General features: G+C 68.0%; 12 protein-coding genes. 3 read left to right on the top strand and 9 right to left on the bottom strand.

What is annotated here, in order from left to right; translation table 11 throughout:
• Positions 1–147 precede the first annotated feature (147 nt).
• Positions 148–1,569, top strand: a complete 1,422-nt coding sequence (locus tag AC1DR7_RS16045; protein WP_256775530.1) for a M28 family peptidase — start codon at positions 148–150, stop codon at positions 1,567–1,569.
• Positions 1,570–2,282: 713 nt separating this feature from the next.
• Here AC1DR7_RS16045 and AC1DR7_RS16040 read toward each other — a convergent pair.
• The 8 genes from AC1DR7_RS16040 to AC1DR7_RS16005 form a co-directional block, all read right to left on the bottom strand.
• Complete coding sequence (locus AC1DR7_RS16040; protein ID WP_457317927.1) at positions 2,283–3,122, bottom strand: TrmH family RNA methyltransferase; 840 nt, start codon at positions 3,120–3,122, stop codon at positions 2,283–2,285.
• Positions 3,115–4,632 (bottom strand): alanine/glycine:cation symporter family protein, encoded by a 1,518-nt coding sequence (locus tag AC1DR7_RS16035; RefSeq protein ID WP_457317926.1) that lies wholly within the window; start codon positions 4,630–4,632, stop codon positions 3,115–3,117. Before AC1DR7_RS16035 ends, AC1DR7_RS16040 begins: the two co-directional genes overlap by 8 nt.
• A gap of 451 nt (positions 4,633–5,083) precedes the next feature.
• Positions 5,084–5,212 (bottom strand): hypothetical protein, encoded by a 129-nt coding sequence (locus tag AC1DR7_RS16030; protein WP_457317925.1) that lies wholly within the window; start codon positions 5,210–5,212, stop codon positions 5,084–5,086.
• Entirely contained in the window at positions 5,205–8,330 is a 3,126-nt protein-coding gene (locus AC1DR7_RS16025) for an efflux RND transporter permease subunit (RefSeq protein WP_457317924.1), read from the bottom strand. Before AC1DR7_RS16025 ends, AC1DR7_RS16030 begins: the two co-directional genes overlap by 8 nt.
• Positions 8,327–9,400, bottom strand: a complete 1,074-nt coding sequence (locus AC1DR7_RS16020) for an efflux RND transporter periplasmic adaptor subunit (RefSeq protein ID WP_256777439.1) — start codon at positions 9,398–9,400, stop codon at positions 8,327–8,329. Before AC1DR7_RS16020 ends, AC1DR7_RS16025 begins: the two co-directional genes overlap by 4 nt.
• Before the next feature lie 366 nt (positions 9,401–9,766).
• Positions 9,767–11,824, bottom strand: coding sequence for a TonB-dependent copper receptor (locus AC1DR7_RS16015; RefSeq protein WP_457317923.1), 2,058 nt, complete (start codon positions 11,822–11,824; stop codon positions 9,767–9,769).
• Between the two features lie 71 nt (positions 11,825–11,895).
• Positions 11,896–12,330 (bottom strand): hypothetical protein, encoded by a 435-nt coding sequence (locus tag AC1DR7_RS16010; RefSeq protein ID WP_457317929.1) that lies wholly within the window; start codon positions 12,328–12,330, stop codon positions 11,896–11,898.
• Between the two features lie 247 nt (positions 12,331–12,577).
• Positions 12,578–13,561, bottom strand: coding sequence for a LysR family transcriptional regulator (locus AC1DR7_RS16005; RefSeq protein WP_256777441.1), 984 nt, complete (start codon positions 13,559–13,561; stop codon positions 12,578–12,580).
• A gap of 191 nt (positions 13,562–13,752) precedes the next feature.
• Here AC1DR7_RS16005 and cysK point away from each other — a divergent pair, with 191 nt between their 5' ends.
• Together cysK and AC1DR7_RS15995 are read left to right on the top strand one after the other, a co-directional pair.
• Positions 13,753–14,712, top strand: a complete 960-nt coding sequence (gene cysK / locus AC1DR7_RS16000) for a cysteine synthase A (protein WP_457317922.1) — start codon at positions 13,753–13,755, stop codon at positions 14,710–14,712.
• Between the two features lie 246 nt (positions 14,713–14,958).
• Complete coding sequence (locus tag AC1DR7_RS15995) at positions 14,959–15,558, top strand: O-acetyl-ADP-ribose deacetylase (protein WP_457317921.1); 600 nt, start codon at positions 14,959–14,961, stop codon at positions 15,556–15,558.
• Between the two features lie 309 nt (positions 15,559–15,867).
• Here AC1DR7_RS15995 and AC1DR7_RS15990 read toward each other — a convergent pair whose 3' ends face one another.
• Positions 15,868–17,127 carry a M1 family metallopeptidase gene (locus AC1DR7_RS15990; RefSeq protein WP_478076553.1) on the bottom strand — a complete coding sequence of 420 codons (1,260 nt, stop codon included), beginning with the start codon at positions 17,125–17,127 and terminating at the stop codon, positions 15,868–15,870.
• Positions 17,128–17,255: the final 128 nt, after the last annotated feature.

Here is a 17,255-nt window from a genome sequence, read left to right as displayed (position 1 = left end):
CGGCCGGCACTACCCATCGAAAGCCCCGCTCCGGCGGGGTTTTCGCTTTTGGAAAACAGCATTCGCCGGAGCATGACCTACCGCCCATGTGCGGCGCTGGCAGGCTGCTAAGCTCGGGGGCTTCCGTCCCGTTTCCCGGAGCTGTCCATGCGTCGCCGCGTCCTTGCCATCGCATCCTCCCTCGCCCTGCTGGCCGCGCCGGCCTTCGCGGCGACGGGCACCACCACGCTGCCGCCGAAGTCGCTGGCCACTGCCGCCGAACTGCGTGAGCAGGCGCTCAAGGACGACACCGGCTGGAAGGTGGTCGAATCGCTCACCACCGAGATCGGCCCGCGCATCGCCGGCGGTGAAGCCGATCCGCGCGCCGTGGCCTGGGCGGTGGCCAAGTTCAAATCGCTGGGCTTTGACAAGGTGTGGACCGAGCCGGTCACCTTCCCCAAGTGGGAGCGCCGCAGTGAGCATGCGCAGGTCACCGGCAAGCATGCCCAGCCGCTGACCATCACCGCCCTGGGCGGCAGCCCGGGTGGCACGGTCGAAGCCGAGGTGGTGCGCTTTGCCGACCTGGCCGCGCTGCAGGCCGCGCCGGCCGGCTCGCTGGCGGGCAAGATCGCCTTCGTCGATTACCAGATGACCGCCTACCGCGATGGCCGCGACTACGGCAATGGCGGCGCGGTGCGCAGCAAGGGGCCGTCCGAGGCGATCCGCAAAGGCGCGGTGGGCTTTGTGATGCGCTCGGCCGGTACCGATTCGCACCGCGTGCCGCACACCGGTATCACCCGCTTCGACGACGGCCTCACCCCGGTGCCGTCGGCGGCGTTGTCGGTGCCCGATGCCAATCAGCTGGCGCGCCTGGTGGCGCTTGGCAGCACCACGCTCAAGCTCACCCTGGACTGCGGCTGGGACGGCAAGGCCACCTCCTACAACGTGATCGGCGAGATCACCGGGCGCAGCCTGCCCAAGGAAGTGGTGGTGATCGGCGGACATCTGGATTCGTGGGACCTGGGCACCGGGGCGATCGATGATGGCGCCGGCGTGGGCATCACCATGGCCGCCGGCCATCTGATCGGCCAGCTGAAGCAGGCGCCCAAGCGCACCATCCGCGTGGTTGCGTTCGCCAACGAGGAACAGGGTCTGTACGGCGGCAAGGCCTATGCCGAAGCGCATGCCAAGGACGTGGTGCTGCACCAGCTGGCCGCCGAGAGCGACTTCGGTGCGGGCCGCATCTATGCGTTCAACACCGGCTCGCCGAACCCGGAGGGCTCGCGCGAGGCAACCCGCCAGATCGCCGAAGTACTCAAGCCGCTGGGCATCGAGTACGCCGCTGACAAGGGTGGCCCGGGCCCGGACGTGGGTCCGCTGGCGGCCAAGGGCGGTGCGTGGGCCTGGCTTGCGCAGGACGGCAGCGATTACTTCAACCTGCACCACACCGCCGACGACACCCTGGACAAGATCGACCCGGCCGCGTTGGCACAGAACGTGGCGGCGTACACGGTGTTTGCCTACCTGGCGGCCGAGGCCGAGGGCAGCTTCGGCAGCGAGGCCAAGCCGACCACGCCGCCGAACGAATGATCGCAGCGCGCGACGGCGTGGCGTCGTCGCCTTGCGATTGTTGATCGCGGTGCTCTAGAAAAAGGTGCTTCCTGCAGTGGCAGGGAGCGTCTTGTTCCAAAGGACATGGAAATGGCGCAGGGCGATATGCATGCGGACGGGATCCAGGCGCCGTCTCTGGATCGGTGGTGTCTCCGCTCGGGCCTGTCGCGAGCGTGAGGGCCCCGTAGCAGCCGGTAGGCAGGGGCAAGCCAGGCTTTTCTGGCCTTGGTCGGTGGGTTGGGCGCTGGGCCCCCATGCCCTTGGAGGCGAAATAAAGGGGGAGGTGGCGGCCGTAGGCCGACGCCGGAGGACATTCGCCGGAAAGGGCATGGGGRCCCAGCGCCCAACCCACCGACCAAGGCACGGAAAGAGATTCAGGGCGCGCTTCTGCTTGCCCACGGAAGGCAAAAAAACAAAAAAAAGCCCGGTCGAAAAACGACCGGGCTTCCGGGACTCGTCACACCCCACGCGGTGAGCGCCACAGACGTACTGCGGTCCGGACAACGGCGCCGCGCTGGGCGGGTGTCTCTCCTCACCCACCCAACACAGCACCGCCTTGCACTGTGACGCAGCGCATGGGCCGCTCACTATGCGAATAATCCGAATCCCGTGTAGTCACGACGCTATCGGTGACACCGATCACACCGGGTTGGAGAAGCGCGCACGTGCGCTACCCGAAAACCGCGTCCTGCTCAGCGTGCCTGGCGTGCGTACCAGTGCGACAGCAACACCGCTGTCGCCGATGCCACGTTGAGACTCTCCACCGCACCGGTGCCGGGAATGGACAGCTGCTGATCGCAGTCCTGCGCCAGCTCACGATCCATGCCCTCGCCTTCGGCGCCCATCACATAGACCAGGCGCGCCGGCACATCGCTGGCGAACAGGTCGTTGCCGCCGTCAACCAGCGTCGCGGCCAGCCCGAAACCTGCCTGGCGCAGCTGCGCCATCGCCTGCGGCAGTTCCGGCAAACGCACCAGCGGCACCGATTCGGCGCCTCCCTCGGCCACGCGCGCGGCAGCGCCGGACAGCGCCAGGGTGGAACCGGGAGGCAGCAGCAGCCCGGTCACGCCGAAATGCGCCGCCGAGCGCAGGATCGCACCGAAGTTGTGCGGGTTGCCTACGCCATCCAGCCACAACGCCAGCGCAGGCTTGCCGGCAGGCAGTGTGTCCAGCCACGCATCCAGGTCGAGCATCGGCGCGCGCAGCACGTCGGCGACCACGCCCTCGTGGTGGGTGGTGGCGGCGAGCTTGTTGAGGTCGCCCTCCTCCACCACGCGATAGCCGACGCGGTTGGCCACGCACCACTTGAGTACCGGCTGCATGCGCGGGATCAGCGATTCGGCCAGGTACAGCTTGCGCAGCGCCTGCGGGCGCTTCTCGAACAGCGCCTGCACCGCGTTCCACCCGTACAGGCGCAGTTCGTCGTTGCCACGCCCCGGCGGTGGCGGCGTGCCGCCCTCGCGCGGGGGCAACGGGGTTGCCCGCGGCGGGCGCGAGGACGGGCGGCGGGCATTCTTCCAGGGATCATTCACTACGGGACAACTCCAGCTTGCGTTGACGCCAGAAATCGGCGTTCTTGATGCCCAGGGCATCGGGGTCGAAGGTCGGGTCGAGGCCCAGCTTCTTCTGTCGTTCGTAATCGCGCAGGGCCAGCATCGCCGGCCGCTGCACGATCAGGATGGCGATGATGTTCAACCAGGCCATCAGGCCCACGCCGATGTCGCCCAGCGCCCAGGCCAGGGTGGCGTTGTGGAACGCGCCGAACACCACCATGCCGATGATGCCCAGGCGCAGCACCAGCACGGTCAGCGGCCGCTTGCGGTTCTGGTTGATGTAACTGAGGTTGGTCTCGGCCATGTAGTAATAGGCCATGATCGTGGTGAAGGCGAAGAAGAAGATCGCTACCGACACGAACGAGGCACCCCAGCCCGGCAGTACCGCTTCCACGCCGGCCTGCGCATAGCCGGCACCTTCGGGGATGCCCGCCAGGCCCTGGAAGATTGGTTCGGCACCGGCCACCGGCGAGTACACGTTGTACGTGCCGCTGGCCAGGATCAGGAAGGCGGTGGCGGTGCACACCATCATGGTGTCGAAGTAGACCGCAAAGGCCTGCACGTAGCCCTGCTTGGCCGGATGTGAGACCTCCGAAGCGGCCGCAGCATGCGGGCCCGAGCCTTGGCCGGCCTCGTTGGCATAGATGCCGCGCTTGATGCCCCACTCCACCGCCAGGCCCATCATCGCGCCGAACGCGGCGTGGGTGCCGAAGGCGCTGTCGAAGATGATGCCGAACATTACCGGCACGCGGTCGTAGTTGATGATCATGATGACGATGGCCATCAGGATGAAGGCGGCCGCCATGAACGGCACCACCACCTCGGCGAAATTGGCGATGCGCTTGACCCCGCCGAAGATGACCACGCCCAGCAGCAGCGCCACCACGATGCCGATGCCCAGCTTCAGCGCCTGGACCGATTCCATGCCCATGAACTGGCCATCCAGCGGGCCGCACAGCGCGCCGCCGCGGCAGGCGTTGATGATGCTGTCGGCAATCGCGTTGGCCTGCACACCCGGCATCAGGAAGCCGGCCGCGATGATCGTGGCCACGGCGAAGGCCAGCGCGTACCACTTCAGGCCCATGGCCTTTTCGATGTAGTACGCCGGGCCGCCGCGGTAACGGCCTTCGGCATCCTTGGTCTTGTAGATCTGCGCCAGCGTGCACTCGACATAGGAGGTTGAGGCGCCGAGGAAGCCCATCACCCACATCCAGAAGATCGCACCGGGGCCACCAAAGGCGATGGCGGTGGCCACGCCGGCGATGTTGCCGATGCCCATGCGCCCGGCCATCGACATGGCCAGTGCCTGGAACGAGGACACGCCCGCGTCGGACTTCTCGCCCTGCACGGTCAGGCGGCACATCTCGAAGAAACCGCGGATCTGCATGAACCGGGTACGGATGCTGAAGAACAGGCCGGCGCCCAGGCACACCGCGATCAGTGCCTTGCTCCAGATGATGCTGTTGACGAAATGTACGGCTGCTTCCACGCGCTCTCTCCAGTCGGCGGAAAATAAAGGACGTCCCGTCGGCTGGAGGGGACCGGCTCGATTCTCCACGATCGGGGGCCGCTGCGGTAGCGGCAGCGCTTCATCGGCCCGGCAGGATGCCCGGTTCTCCCCGGAGAAACCCCAGCCTCGGTAGAGCCGGGCCATGCCCGGCTGCCTCTGCCCCGGAGCGACCCCAGCCTCGGTAGAGCCGGGCCATGCCCGGCTGCCTCTGCTCCGGAGCGACCCGAGCCTCGGTACAGCCGGGCCATGCCCGGCTGCCTCTGCCCCGGAGCGACCCGAGCCCCGGTAGAGCCGGGCCATGCCCGGCTGCCTCTGCCCCGGAGCGCCCCCAGCCCGGTAGAGCCGGGCCATGCCCGGCTGCCTCTGCCCCCGAGCGACCCGAGCCCGGTAGAGCCGGGCCATGCCCGGCTGCCTCTACGGCAACGTTGGGCTACAGGCTGCGCAGCCGAGAAAACAGATAGGAGAAGCAGTCGCGCAGCCCGCGCCCGACCGGCTCGCCGTCGGCTTGGCGCAGCACGAAACCCTCACCGACGAAGCGGGGGATCGCCGGATCAGGCATGACCGCCCACCGAAGGCGTCTCCGCCTCCTGTCGCTCCAGCTCACGCGCCACGGCTTCGGGCGAACGCGTATACGGGGCCAGCAGCGAGTAGAACGCCGGCACCACGAACAGCGACAGGAAGGTGGACACGGTGACGCCGAAGATCACCACGACGCCGATGGTGCCGCGGCTGGCCGACCCCGGCCCCCCGGCCACCACCAGCGGGATCGCGCCGACCACCGTGGCGATGGAGGTCATCAGGATCGGACGCAGGCGCACCACCGCCGATTCGACGATGGCCGCGTGGACGTTGCGGCCTTCGTCGCGCAGCTGGTTGGCGAATTCCACGATCAGGATGCCGTTCTTGGCCGCCAACCCGACCAGCATCACGATGCCGATCTGGCTGAAGAGGTTGATGCTGCCGCCACTGACATACAGGCCGAGCAGTGCGCCGAGCACGCCCAACGGCACGGTCAGCATGATCACCAGCGGATGGATGAAGCTCTCGAACTGCGCGGCCAGCACCAGGTAGACCACCAGCAGCGCCATGGCGAAGGTGAGCAGCACCGCGCTGCCGGCGTTCTGGTATTCGCGCGATTCGCCCTTCCAATCCAGCTGCGCGTGCTGCGGCAGTTCTTCGCTGGCCGTCTGCTGCGCCCAGGCAATCGCCTCGCCGAGCGGATAGCCCGGGGCCAGGCCGGCGCTGATGGTGATCGAGCGCAGCCGGTTGAAGCGGTTGAGGTTGCCCGCCTCAGCCACTTCGCTGAGGGTGACCAGATTGGACAGCGGCACCAGTTCGCCGTTACTGGCACGGACACGGATGGCGGCCAGGTCGGCCGGCGAGGCACGGCCATCGCGACCGGCCTGGACCAGCACGTCGTACTCCTCGCCGTTGTCGACGAAGGTGGTGACGCGGCGCGAGCCCATCATGGTTTCCAGCGCGCTGCCGATCGCGGTGACCGATACGCCCATGTCGGCGGCGCGCTGGCGATCGATGTTGACCCGCATCTGCGGCCGGGTTTCCTTGTAGTCCGAGTCCACGCCGACCAGGCCGGGGTTGTCGGCCATGCGCAGCAGCATGCGGTCGCGCCACTGCGCGATCTCGGCGTACTCGGGCCCGCCGAGCACGATCTGGAACGGCTGGCCTTGGCTGCGGACCAGCCCGCCGCCCACCTGGGTGCGCACGCGCACGCCGCGCAGGCCATCCAGGTGCTTCTGCAGGTCGGCGGCGACGTCCGGGGTGGCCACCTCGCGCTGTTTCCACGGTTGCAGGAACACGCTGATGCGGCCGGTGTGCATTTCCTCGCTGGCCCCGAAACCGCCGGGCACGCGCGGGTTGGCGCGCACGATCGGCTTGTCGTCGCCGACGAAGCCGGACACGATCTTCTCCACCTGCTGCACCTGGCCGACGGTGTAGTCGTAGCCGGCGCCTTCGGGGCCGTCGATCATGATCTGGAACGAGCCGCGGTCTTCGGCCGGGGCCAGCTCGGAGGGCAGCAGCTTGAGCAGCAGGGCGCTGGCCAGCAGCGACAGCAACATCACCACTACGTAGATCCAGGTGCGACCGATGTGCTTTTCCAGCACGCGGCCATAGGCGCCGGACACACGTGCCAAGCTGCGATCGATGACGCCGTGCAGGCCGCGCGGGGCGCGCCCGGAATGCGGCTTGAGCAGCTTGGACGCCATCATCGGGGTAAGCGTGAGCGAGACGAACGCCGACAGCGCCACCGCGGCGGCCAGGGCGACGGCCAGTTCGCGGAACAGGCGGCCGGTATTGCCTTCCAGGAAGCCCACCGGCAGGAACACCGCTACCAGCACGGCGGTCGTGGCGATCACCGCGAAGGCGACCTGCGCGGTACCGCGCTTGGAGGCCACCAGCGGCGGCTCGCCCAGGTCGATACGCCGCTGCACGTTCTCCACCACCACGATCGCATCATCGACGACCAACCCGATGCACAGCACCAGGGCAAGCAGGGTCAGCAGATTGATCGAGAAGCCGAAGGCGTACAGCGCGATGAACGCGGCGACCAGGCACACCGGTACGGTTACCGCAGGAATCAGCGCGGCGCGGAAGCTGCCCAGGAACAGCCAGATCACCGCCAGCACCAGCAGCATCGCCTCCACCAGGGTGGCGTAGACGCGGTCCACGGCTGCTTCGATGAAGGTGGTGTTGTCGAAGGCGACGAAGATGCGGGTGCCTTCGGGCAGGGTCAGTGCGACGCGCTCGGCCTCGGCGCGCGCGGTACGGGCCACGTCCAGTGCGTTGGCGGTGGAGGTTTTGACGATGCCCAGGCCGATGCCCGGCTCGCCGTTGCTGCGGTAGTAGGCGCGGCGTTCGGAGGAGGCCAGTTCGATCTTCGCCACGTCCCCCAGGCGTACCACGTAGCCGTCGTTGCCCTTGCCCAGCGGGATGGTCGCAAAGTCCTCGGGCTTGCTGTAGTTGCGCTCCACGCGCAGGGTGAAATCACGGTCGGTCGATTCGATGCGGCCGGCGGGCAGTTCCACGTTTTCATTGCGCAGCGCGGTTTCCACATCCCCCACGGTGAGGCCGCGGGCAGCGATCTGGTCGCGGTCCAGCCAGATGCGCATGGCGTAGCGCTGGCGGCCGCCGATGCGGACCTGGGCTACGCCATCCAGGCTTGAGAAGCGATCCACCACATAGCGGTCGGCGTAGTCGCTCAGCTCCAGGGTGTCCATGCTCGAGGACGCCATGTTGAACCAGATGATCGGGTCGGCATCGGATTCGACCTTGGCGATTTCCGGCGGACGCGCCTCTTCGGGCATGCGGTCGGCGACGCGGCTGACCGCATCGCGCACGTCGTTGGCAGCCGCTTCGATATCGCGGCTGGCGTTGAACTCGATGCTCACCTGGGCGCGGCCGTTGGAGCTGCGCGCGTTGATGGTATCGATGCCTTCGATGCCGGCCAGCGCGTCTTCCAGCACCTGGGTGACCCGGCTTTCGATGACCGCCGCCGAGGCGCCGGTGTAATCGACCGACACCGACACGATCGGCGGATCGATGGCCGGCAGCTCGCGCAGGGTCAGCCGGGTGAAGGACATGATGCCCAGCACGACCAGCAGCAGGCTCATCACCACGGCAAAGACCGGGCGCTGGATGGAGACGTCGGACAGCTTCATCCTGCCGGGTCCGCGGGCTTGGCGGCGGGCGCGGTGTCGGGGCGGTCGTCGACCTTCAGGCCCGGCCGCAGTTTGCCGGTGCCGTCCACCACGATGCGGTCGCCGGGCTTGAGCCCGCTGAGAATTTCCACCACGCCGGCGCGGCGGGCGCCGCTGCTGACGTCGCTGCGCTCGACGCTGTGGTCGGCCTTGACCCGGTAGACGAAGGAATCGCGACCGACCTGGACCACGGCGATTTCGGGGATGACCAGCGCCTGTCGTTCCGGGCGGAACATGCGGATGTCCAGCAACATGCCGGGACGCAGGGCGTGGTCGGCATTGATGAAGTCGGCGCGGACGGTGACCGCGCGGGTGCCGGGATCGACGCGGGTATCGATGGTGGCCACCGTGCCTTCAAAGCTGCGGCCCGGATAGGCGACGCTGCTGGCAGTGACCTTGTCGCCGGTGGTGAGGCTGGCCAGTTCGGCTTCGGGCACCTGGAAGTCGACGTGCATGCGCTCGATGTCATCCAGCGTGGCGATGGTGGTGCTGGGGGTGACCAGCGAGCCGGCGCTTACCTGACGGATGCCGAGCACGCCGGCGAAGGGCGCGCGGACCCGGCGGTCGCCGATGTCCGACTGCATTTCGCGCACCCGGGCTTCGGCCGCATCGCGGATGGCGCGCTGGGTGTCCAGGGTGGCGCTGGCGACGAGTTGCTGGGCGGCCAGTTCGCGCTGGCGCTTGTACAGCTGGTCCGCTTCGGCGAAGGTGGCCTGGGCCTGCAGCAGGGCCGCCTCCTGTGCCTGCCCCCGCAAGGTCACCAGCGGCGTGCCGGCTCTGACCTGCTGGCCGCTGTCGAAGTGCACGGTTTCGATGATTTCGCTGACCTTGGCGGTGATGGTCACCGATTCACGGGCCTTGGCCGTGCCCAGCGCCTGGAGGGTGTCATTCCACGCCGAGGGCTGCACCACCTGGGTGGTGACCGGTACGGCGTCTGCCGGCCGGCGCGCGGCGTCGTCCTTGCTGCTGCACCCGACCAGGAAGGCCAGGGTGAGGCCAGCGGCGATGCGCGCGGTGATGCGTCCCGACATTTGAAAAAATCCCGTTAATTCCACGACCGCCGAGTGTACGGGTCGGGGCTGACCGGGCATATGTGCCAAGCGTTTACCGGGGCCGGCAGGGCGACCGGTGACGGGGGCAACGCCTTTCGTGCTGGGGTGGTCGAGGGGTGTATCGGTGTGTGTCAGAGCGTGTCGGATGACGTCAACGCCCCGCGGGAGGCCAATGTCGTGCGCCGAAGCCCCGTAGAGCCGACCGTTGGTCGGCTGCCCTTGAACCGACCGTCGGTCGGCTGACCTCGGACCGACCGCTGGTCGGCTGCCCTTGAATTCCCGCACAGGTACCACCAACGGTCGATACCCGTGCCTTGCTGGCGAACGGCGGATTCTCCGGCGTGCTCAATAGCGGTAATTCACCTTCATCCACACCGTCCTGCCCGGCTCGTTGATCCGGATCGGATCAGCGGGGAAGCCGAAATCGGCGCTGCCGGCCAGGTTCAGGTGCTCGCTGTAGGCGCGATCGAACAGGTTGTCGATACCCGCGCTGAGCTGCAGCGCATCGCTGAGGCGGTAGCCGGCGTTGAGCGCGAGAGTGGCGAAGCCGGCGCTGGGGCCGAGGTCGCGTGCCACGACATTGCCCTGGTTGGCGGCGACGCGGTGCTGGTGGGCGACGGCGCGGGCGAGTGCGCCCATGCTCCAGCGCTGGCCCTGCCAGTTGGCGCTCACGCGCGCCTCCAGCGGCGGCATCTGCGGCAGCGGCGTGCCGTCGCTGCGGTTTTCGCCCCATGCGTAGGCGAGCGTACCGCCGAGTTTCCACTGTTCGGTGAGGACCAATTCCGCGCCGGCTTCGGCGCCGGCGATGCGCGCGTCCACGTTGTCGGCCTGAGTCATGCTGCCCATCATGCCGCCCTCCCGGTAGGCGAACAGGATGTAGTCCTGCAGCCGGCCGGCGTAGGCCGATACCCAGGCGTTGAGGCGGTCACTGCGGTATTGCAGGCCAAGGTCGAGCTGGGTGGTTTTTTCCGGCTGGATACCGGCGAACGCGTTCGCCGCGCCCATCGGTCCCATGTCGGGCGAGAACAGCTCCCAGTAGTCGGGCATGCGCTCGCTGTGGCCGATGCCCGCATACCAGGTCAGCGATGGGGCGAGATCGCGTTCGATGCGCAGGAAGCCGCTGCCCAGGTCTTCGCGGCGCTGCTGGCCGGCGGTTGGATTGGGCATGGCCATCATCCCGGCGCGACGGCGTTCGTCGGTGACCTCGGCGCGGTCAATGCGCAGGCCGCCGACCCAGCGCTGCGCCGTGCCTTCGCCAAGGGTGATTTCGGTGAAGGCACCCAGGTTTTCGAAGCGCGCGTCGGTGTTCCAGGACTGCTGGCGATAGGTGTTGCGACCCATGCCGCTGCGGCTGCGGTGGCGGCCGTCCTGCGCATCGACGCCGGCCACCAGGGCGATGTCCTGCCAGCGCCACTCCGAGGCGATGCGGCCGCCCGTCGTGCGGCGATCGACATTGGCCGCCATCGGCATCGGCATGCTGCTGTCCGGGTTGGGCGTGCGCAGGGTGTAGTTGTCCATTACGTGGTCGGCGTCGTTGTAATACACGTTGGCCAGCAGCTTGTCCCAGGCGCCGGGCAGGTTGTCCTTCTCGACGCGGCCCGCATAGCTGGTGCGCTTGAACGCGGCGCCATCCATGCCACGGCCGGCATAGCGGGCGATGGCGTCGCCGGTGCCGGCCGACAGCTCCAGCACGGTGTCCGCATCGGGCGTCCAGCCGACGGCGACGTCGCTGTTCCACTTGCGCCACTTGGATGGCACGACGTCGCCGTTACCGTCCTTGTAATCGTCCGCTTCGGAGCGGTTGCCGTTGACCCGCACGTAGCCCTGCGAGGCACCGGCGGTGAGGTCGAGCACCTGGTCGTTGCGGTTGCGCGAGCCGACCAGCGCACTGGCGTTGAGGTCGATGCCCGGGGCATCGAAGCGCGGGGTATCGCGCTCGAAGCGCACCGTGCCAGCCGACGCACCGGCACCCCAGCGCACGCTCTGCGGCCCCTTGATGATGGTCAACCGGTCGAAGGTTTCCGGGGCGATGTAGGACAGCGGGTTGTCCATGCGCGACGGACACGCGCCGATCAGGTTGCCTTCGTTGCTGACGATGTTCAGGCGTGAGCCGAACATGCCGCGCAGGACCGGATCACCGTTGGTACCGCCGTTGCGGATGGCGGCAAAGCCAGGAACCGTCTTGAGGTAATCGGCGCCGTCGCTGGCCGGGACCGGCTGGCGCGGCAGGCGTGGGTCGGTGACCCAGTGCAGCGGCGAGGATGGCGCGCTGGCGGTCACCACCAGGGTGTCGAGGGTGCGGGCGTCGTCATTGGCGGCATGCAGCGGCAGCGCCGCCAGGGCCAGCGACARGGAAACAGACAGGCGCGTCAGTGCGCCCGCGCTGCGGGAAGCAACAGTCATGGTGAAACTCCAGAAAAGCACGCAGGCATGCGCCGCCATCACGGCGACACGGGCAGGAAGGGCGGTGGCTTTCAGGAGCGCGCGGGCGGGCCACGCGCGGCGTGGGCAGGCCAGCGCAGGCTGCGTGGCGTGGGCACCGCGCGACACGCGCGCGGCGCGATGACCGGCATCGCCGGCAACAGCAGGATCAGCACCGCCAGCCACGGCATCAGCCGCGAGGCCATCATGCAGTACTCGCAGGCGTCGCCATGCCCGGCGTGCTCGCTCATCGGCGGCGACGGTGCCGCTTGCTCGTGAGCGCCCTGCATGGTGTGCACCGGCATCGGCTGCGTCGCCATGTGATGGCGCTGCGTGCCGTCGTGCTGCATGTCCTGATGCGCCATGACGTGTCCGGCGTGGGCATCCAACGGCCCCGACATCGCGTGGGCCATCCCGGTCGGCATGAGCATCACCGGTGCCTCGGCGTGCGCCTGCTGCCAGCGGCTGACCAGCGGCGCCAGCGCCATCAGCAGCGTCGCCACGAAGGCAAGCTGAAGAAAGACGGCATACGGGCGACGGCGGACGTTCACCCCCTCATGGTAGCGCCCGACCTTGGGCAGGGCAGCCCGGAGCCCTGCGACCAACCGTCGCAGCGGCCCGTTCGAAGCGCCCACCGAACGCCTCAACCCTTCTGGAGAAAAGCCCCCTTCTGTTGAAGCGGGCGCGCCAACGGCGCGGGGTAGAGGAAGCATGCGCGGCCATCACCGTCGCTTCTCAGACGGTGATGGTCTGCGTCAGCGATTCCCAGGTGGGGGGCAGCGGCCAGTTGGCCTCCTGGTTGCCGTCGATCACCCGGCGCAGGTCGCGGGTATCGATCTGTGGGGCAAGCACGTGCACCAGCTCCAGCGCGTAGTCGCGCAGGACGCGATCACGCGGCAGCACCGCCCAGGCGATGCACTCGTCGATCGGGGCCGGGGCCGGCCACGCACGCAGGTCGTCGTCGCTGGCATTGACCGCCATTTCCGCCAGCAGCCCCACGCCCAGGCCGGTGCGCACGTAGGTCTTGATCAGGTCCGCGTCCAACGCGGTCAGCGCGATGTCCGGCGTCAGCCCGGCACTGGCGAAGGCCCGCTGCAGCGAGGAGCTGCCGCGGGTAGAGGATTCGTAGCTGATCAGCGGGTGGTTGGCCAGCGCCTGCAGGTCCGGTGCCGCGCCCGGGCGGTCCAGCGCATGCCCGCGCGGCACCAGCACCAGTCGGCGCCAGCGGTACAGCGGAATGGCCAGGCCGGCGTTGGGCTCACCGCCCGCGGTGCTGATGATCGCGATGTCCGCATCACCCTGGCTGAGCAGGTCCAGCGCATCGCTTTCGGCAGCCTGCTGCAGGTGCACGCTCACCTGCGGATAGGCCTGCTTGATCTTCGCCACCGCCGGCGGCAGCACGAAGCGCGCCTGGGTATGGGTGGTGGTGAGGATCAGCTGGCCCTGGCTTTCGCGACGCTGGTTGGCCGCGTAGGTGCGGATGTTGTTGGCTTCAGACAGCACGGCGCGGGCGCGGCCGATCACTTCCACCCCGGCCGGGGTCACCGCTTCGAGGCTGCGACCCTTGCGCACGAACAACAGGAAGCCCAGTTCATCCTCCAGCTGCTTGAGCTGCTTGGACAGGCCGGGTTGGGTGGCATGCACGCGCGAGGCCGCCAGCGTGATGTTGAGCTCGGCGTCGGCGATGGCCACCAGATAACGGAGTTGGGTCAGCGTCATGGGCGTGCGGCACGGCTGGCAAAGGGAGGGCAATCCGACTGTAGGGCAATTGCCGTCACCAGCTTATAACCAAATGTTGTTTAAGAAGGGTATCAGGTCATTTCCCGGGGGCATATGCCGGGTCTACGGTCTGCCCTGCCCTCTCCCCCTGCCGCGCCGCGCGCGGTGAACGGACTTCTTCGGAGCATCCCATGGCCCTGTACAACTCCATTCTGGACACCATCGGCAATACCCCGGTGGTACGCCTGAACCGCATCGCCCCCGACCACGTGAGCGTCTACGCCAAAGTGGAATCGTTCAATCCCGGTGGCTCGGTCAAGGACCGCCTGGCGCTGGCGATCATTCTCGATGCCGAGGCACGCGGCGTCCTCAAGCCCGGCGACACGATTGTCGAAGCGACCTCGGGCAACACCGGCGTGGCGTTGGCGATGGTGGCGGCCGCGCGCGGTTACAAGTTCGTGGCCACCATGGTGGAGACCTTCTCGATCGAGCGTCGCAAGCTGATGCGCGCGTACGGGGCCAAGGTGATCCTGACTCCGGCCGCCGAACGCGGCTCGGGCATGGTCCGCCGCGCGAAGGAACTGGCCGACGAACACGGCTGGTTCCTGGCCAGCCAGTTCGCCAACCCCGCCAACCCGGCCTACCACCGCAACACCACCGCGCCGGAAATCCTGCGCGACTTCGCCGGCAAGCGCCTGGACTACTTCGTCACCGGCTGGGGCACCGGCGGCACCCTGACCGGCGTGGGCGAAGTACTCAAGGTGGCCCGCCCGGAGACCCGCATCGTGGCGACCGAACCGGCCGGCGCCGCCCTTCTCAAGGGCGACGAATGGAAGCCGCACAAGATCCAGGGCTGGACCCCGGACTTCGTGCCCGAGGTGCTCAACCGCAGCGTGTATGACGAACTGCTGACCATCGAGGACACCCGCGCGATCGAAACCGCGCGCCGGCTCGCCGCCGAGGAAGGCATCTTCGTCGGTATCTCCGCCGGTGCCACCATGGCCAGCGCGCTGGACATCGCCGCGCGTGCCGAGAAGGGCAGCGTGATCCTGGCGATGCTGCCGGACACCGGCGAGCGCTACTTCTCCACCCCGCTGTTTGCCGACATCATCGAAGGCTCCGACGACGATTGGCTGGCCGGTCTGCCCTGATCGCCGCGTTGTCATCATGGCACCCCGCGACGCCCACCCTTCGGTGGGCGTTGTCGCATTCAGGTGTCGGGGTTTGCTTCATCTGGGGTGAAGCCGACACCCCGCATCGTGTATTTGCAAGGCAGTGCACACCGGGTCGCACTGCCTGAGACGATGATGACGCAACCTCGACCTGCTGCCCGGTACGGTGCAGTAACAAGGCGACATCCCGTTGCATGGACCCGGTTTCAGTCAGGAGTGGTACGCATGAAGATCGAAGTGTGGCAGGGCGACATCACGACCCTGGCGGTGGATGCGATCGTCAATGCGGCCAACGAATCCCTGCTCGGCGGGGGCGGCGTGGACGGCGCGATCCATCGTGCGGCCGGCCCAGGCTTGCTGGCCGAATGCGAAGCCATGGCGCAGATCCGGCCGGGCGTGCGCTGCCCGACGGGCGAGGTGCGTGCCACCGCCGGTCATAACCTGCCGGCGCGGCATATCTTCCACACCGTCGGCCCGGTCTGGCAGGACGGCCAGCGCGACGAACCGGCGCTGCTGGCCAACTGTTACTGGAAGTCGCTGCAGCTGGCTGAAAAGATGGACCTGCATTCGATCGCCTTCCCGGCCATCAGTTGCGGGGTGTTCGGGTACCCGCTGCACCAGGCCGCGCTGATCGCCGCCACCGAAACCGTCGCCTGGCAGCGCTCGCACCGCGAACCGCAGCGCATCATTCTGGTGGCCTACAACGCAGCGACGTTCAAGGCGTACCAGTCCGCGTTGGCCACGCTGGGCCAACCGTTCGAGGCGCCACCGTCAACGCTGCTGCCGTCGCTGGAGCTTGGGCTGCCGCCGGCTGCGGCGCACTGAGGGAGCGAACGCCGGTCATCTTGCCAGAGCTGGAGCGATCGACGTTGCCGTTGCCGTTGCCAAGGTAGGGTTACCCCCTGCCGACTGCCGACCCTCGGACACTGTTCAATGCCGGCATGGCGATGGAACGTAGCGGGCTTTTCGCGACCCGCTGTGTCCGGCCGGCATACAGCCCACGATCGCGATAACGCAGCGCACGTACAGTCGACCGCGCGGCGACCCTAGCGTGGACGCTGCGCCCGCCCGCTTTGTGAATCTTCGCCTGGCCGCACTCTGCCGCCTGAGGGACTTGCCAGCGTCGCAGACCGGTCACCGCGTCGCTGATCCAGCGGTATAGACCCATTCGTCGAAGAACGGTTGCAGCGAATGCCCAGCGGCCTTCTCCATGGCCCGCYGGAAATCGGCGGTGACCACCGAGCGTCCGTCGTTGGTGACGGTGTAGTCGCGCAGGCCGCGCCAGAACACCGCTTCGCCGAGTTCGCCGCGCAGCAGGTGCAGCACGTAGGCGCCCTTGCGGTAGACCACCGCGCGGTCATCGGCGGTAGGGGCGTTCCAATCGGCATACACCAGCGCGTGGTCCGCGCCCTTGGCCCGTAGCGCATCCAAGCGCTTGCGCCAGCCTTCCACCTGCGCCTGGTAGGCGACCTCGCCCTGCGCCTGCTGCAGGTAAGCGGCGGTCATGAAGTTGGCCATGCCCTCGTTGAGCCAGAAATGCTCCCAGCCGGCGCAGGTGACCCGGTTGCCCCACCATTGGTGCGCGGCCTCATGTGCCATCAACGCGGTCTGGTCGGCATCGTCGAGTACCTCCTGGCCGTACGCCTCGGACATCAACGACACACCCGCCATTTCCTGCCCGATGGTGCTTGCCACCAGCGCCTGCTGATAGTCACCGCGATATGGCAGCCCGGCGCGTGCCGCGAAGAAGCCGAGCATGTCGCCGGTACGCACGAACACCGTCCGCAGCTGCGCCGGCGTGCGGTCCACCGACAGGAAACGCAGCTGCACCGGACCCTGCTGCTGCGTGGCCTGCTGGTAGCGGCCGGCCGCGAAGCCATACACGTAACCGGGCATCGGCGTGTCCAGCCGCCAGCGATGTTCCCGGCGTCCATCGGCCAACGTGCGCGTGGGCAGCGCGCGGCCGGTGCCGGTGGCCAGCAGCGCCGGCGGCAACGTTACCGACAGATCCAGCGTGGCGCGCTCATCGGGCGCATCCACCGAGGGCATCCACTGGCTGGTGGAGAAGATCGTGTAGACCTCCTCGCGCTCGGGGGCGAACGTCAGGCCGAACGCCGGCGCACCGTGGTAGAGAATCTGCAGCTCGGCCGACGCACCGGGCTTCAGCGGCGTGGCCAGTGTGATGTGCAGCTGCTGATCGGCCTGCACAAAGGCAAGCGCGCGACCGCCCTGCTTCACCGACGTCACCTCGAGTGTGCCCGCATCGAGCGTGAGCGTGGACAGCGTCTGCACCGCCCTGAAACGAACGGTCTGCTGCCCCCGCACGCGCTTGGCGGCGATATCGGGCACCAGCGCCACGCTGTAGTGCAGCACGTCGAAACCGCGTGGCGGCATAGCGTGTACCACGCAGCAACCAAACAGCAGCGGTAACACCAACACCCCAACGCAGCGTCGCACGATCATGGCATCCATCCGGGCAATGTGGATCGCATCGTGCCAGACCGCGACGGGTAGAGCCACGC

The organism is Stenotrophomonas sp. P5_A9, from assembly GCF_056400525.1.
The sequence above is the reverse complement of the archived record's forward strand: the minus strand, read 5'-3'. Positions and strand labels throughout refer to the sequence as shown.

Excerpts from the sequence above, each read along its gene's own strand:
- AC1DR7_RS16045 (WP_256775530.1), top strand. The coding sequence starts at position 148 with ATGCGTCGCCGCGTCCTTGCCATCGCATCCTCCCTCGCCCTGCTGGCC.
- AC1DR7_RS16030 (WP_457317925.1), bottom strand. The coding sequence starts at position 5,212 with ATGCCTGATCCGGCGATCCCCCGCTTCGTCGGTGAGGGTTTCGTGCTG.
- AC1DR7_RS16025 (WP_457317924.1), bottom strand. The coding sequence starts at position 8,330 with ATGAAGCTGTCCGACGTCTCCATCCAGCGCCCGGTCTTTGCCGTGGTG.
- AC1DR7_RS16020 (WP_256777439.1), bottom strand. The coding sequence starts at position 9,400 with ATGTCGGGACGCATCACCGCGCGCATCGCCGCTGGCCTCACCCTGGCC.
- AC1DR7_RS16010 (WP_457317929.1), bottom strand. The coding sequence starts at position 12,330 with ATGGCGCTGGCGCCGCTGGTCAGCCGCTGGCAGCAGGCGCACGCCGAG.
- AC1DR7_RS16005 (WP_256777441.1), bottom strand. The coding sequence starts at position 13,561 with ATGACGCTGACCCAACTCCGTTATCTGGTGGCCATCGCCGACGCCGAG.
- cysK (WP_457317922.1), top strand. The coding sequence starts at position 13,753 with ATGGCCCTGTACAACTCCATTCTGGACACCATCGGCAATACCCCGGTG.
- AC1DR7_RS15995 (WP_457317921.1), top strand. The coding sequence starts at position 14,959 with ATGAAGATCGAAGTGTGGCAGGGCGACATCACGACCCTGGCGGTGGAT.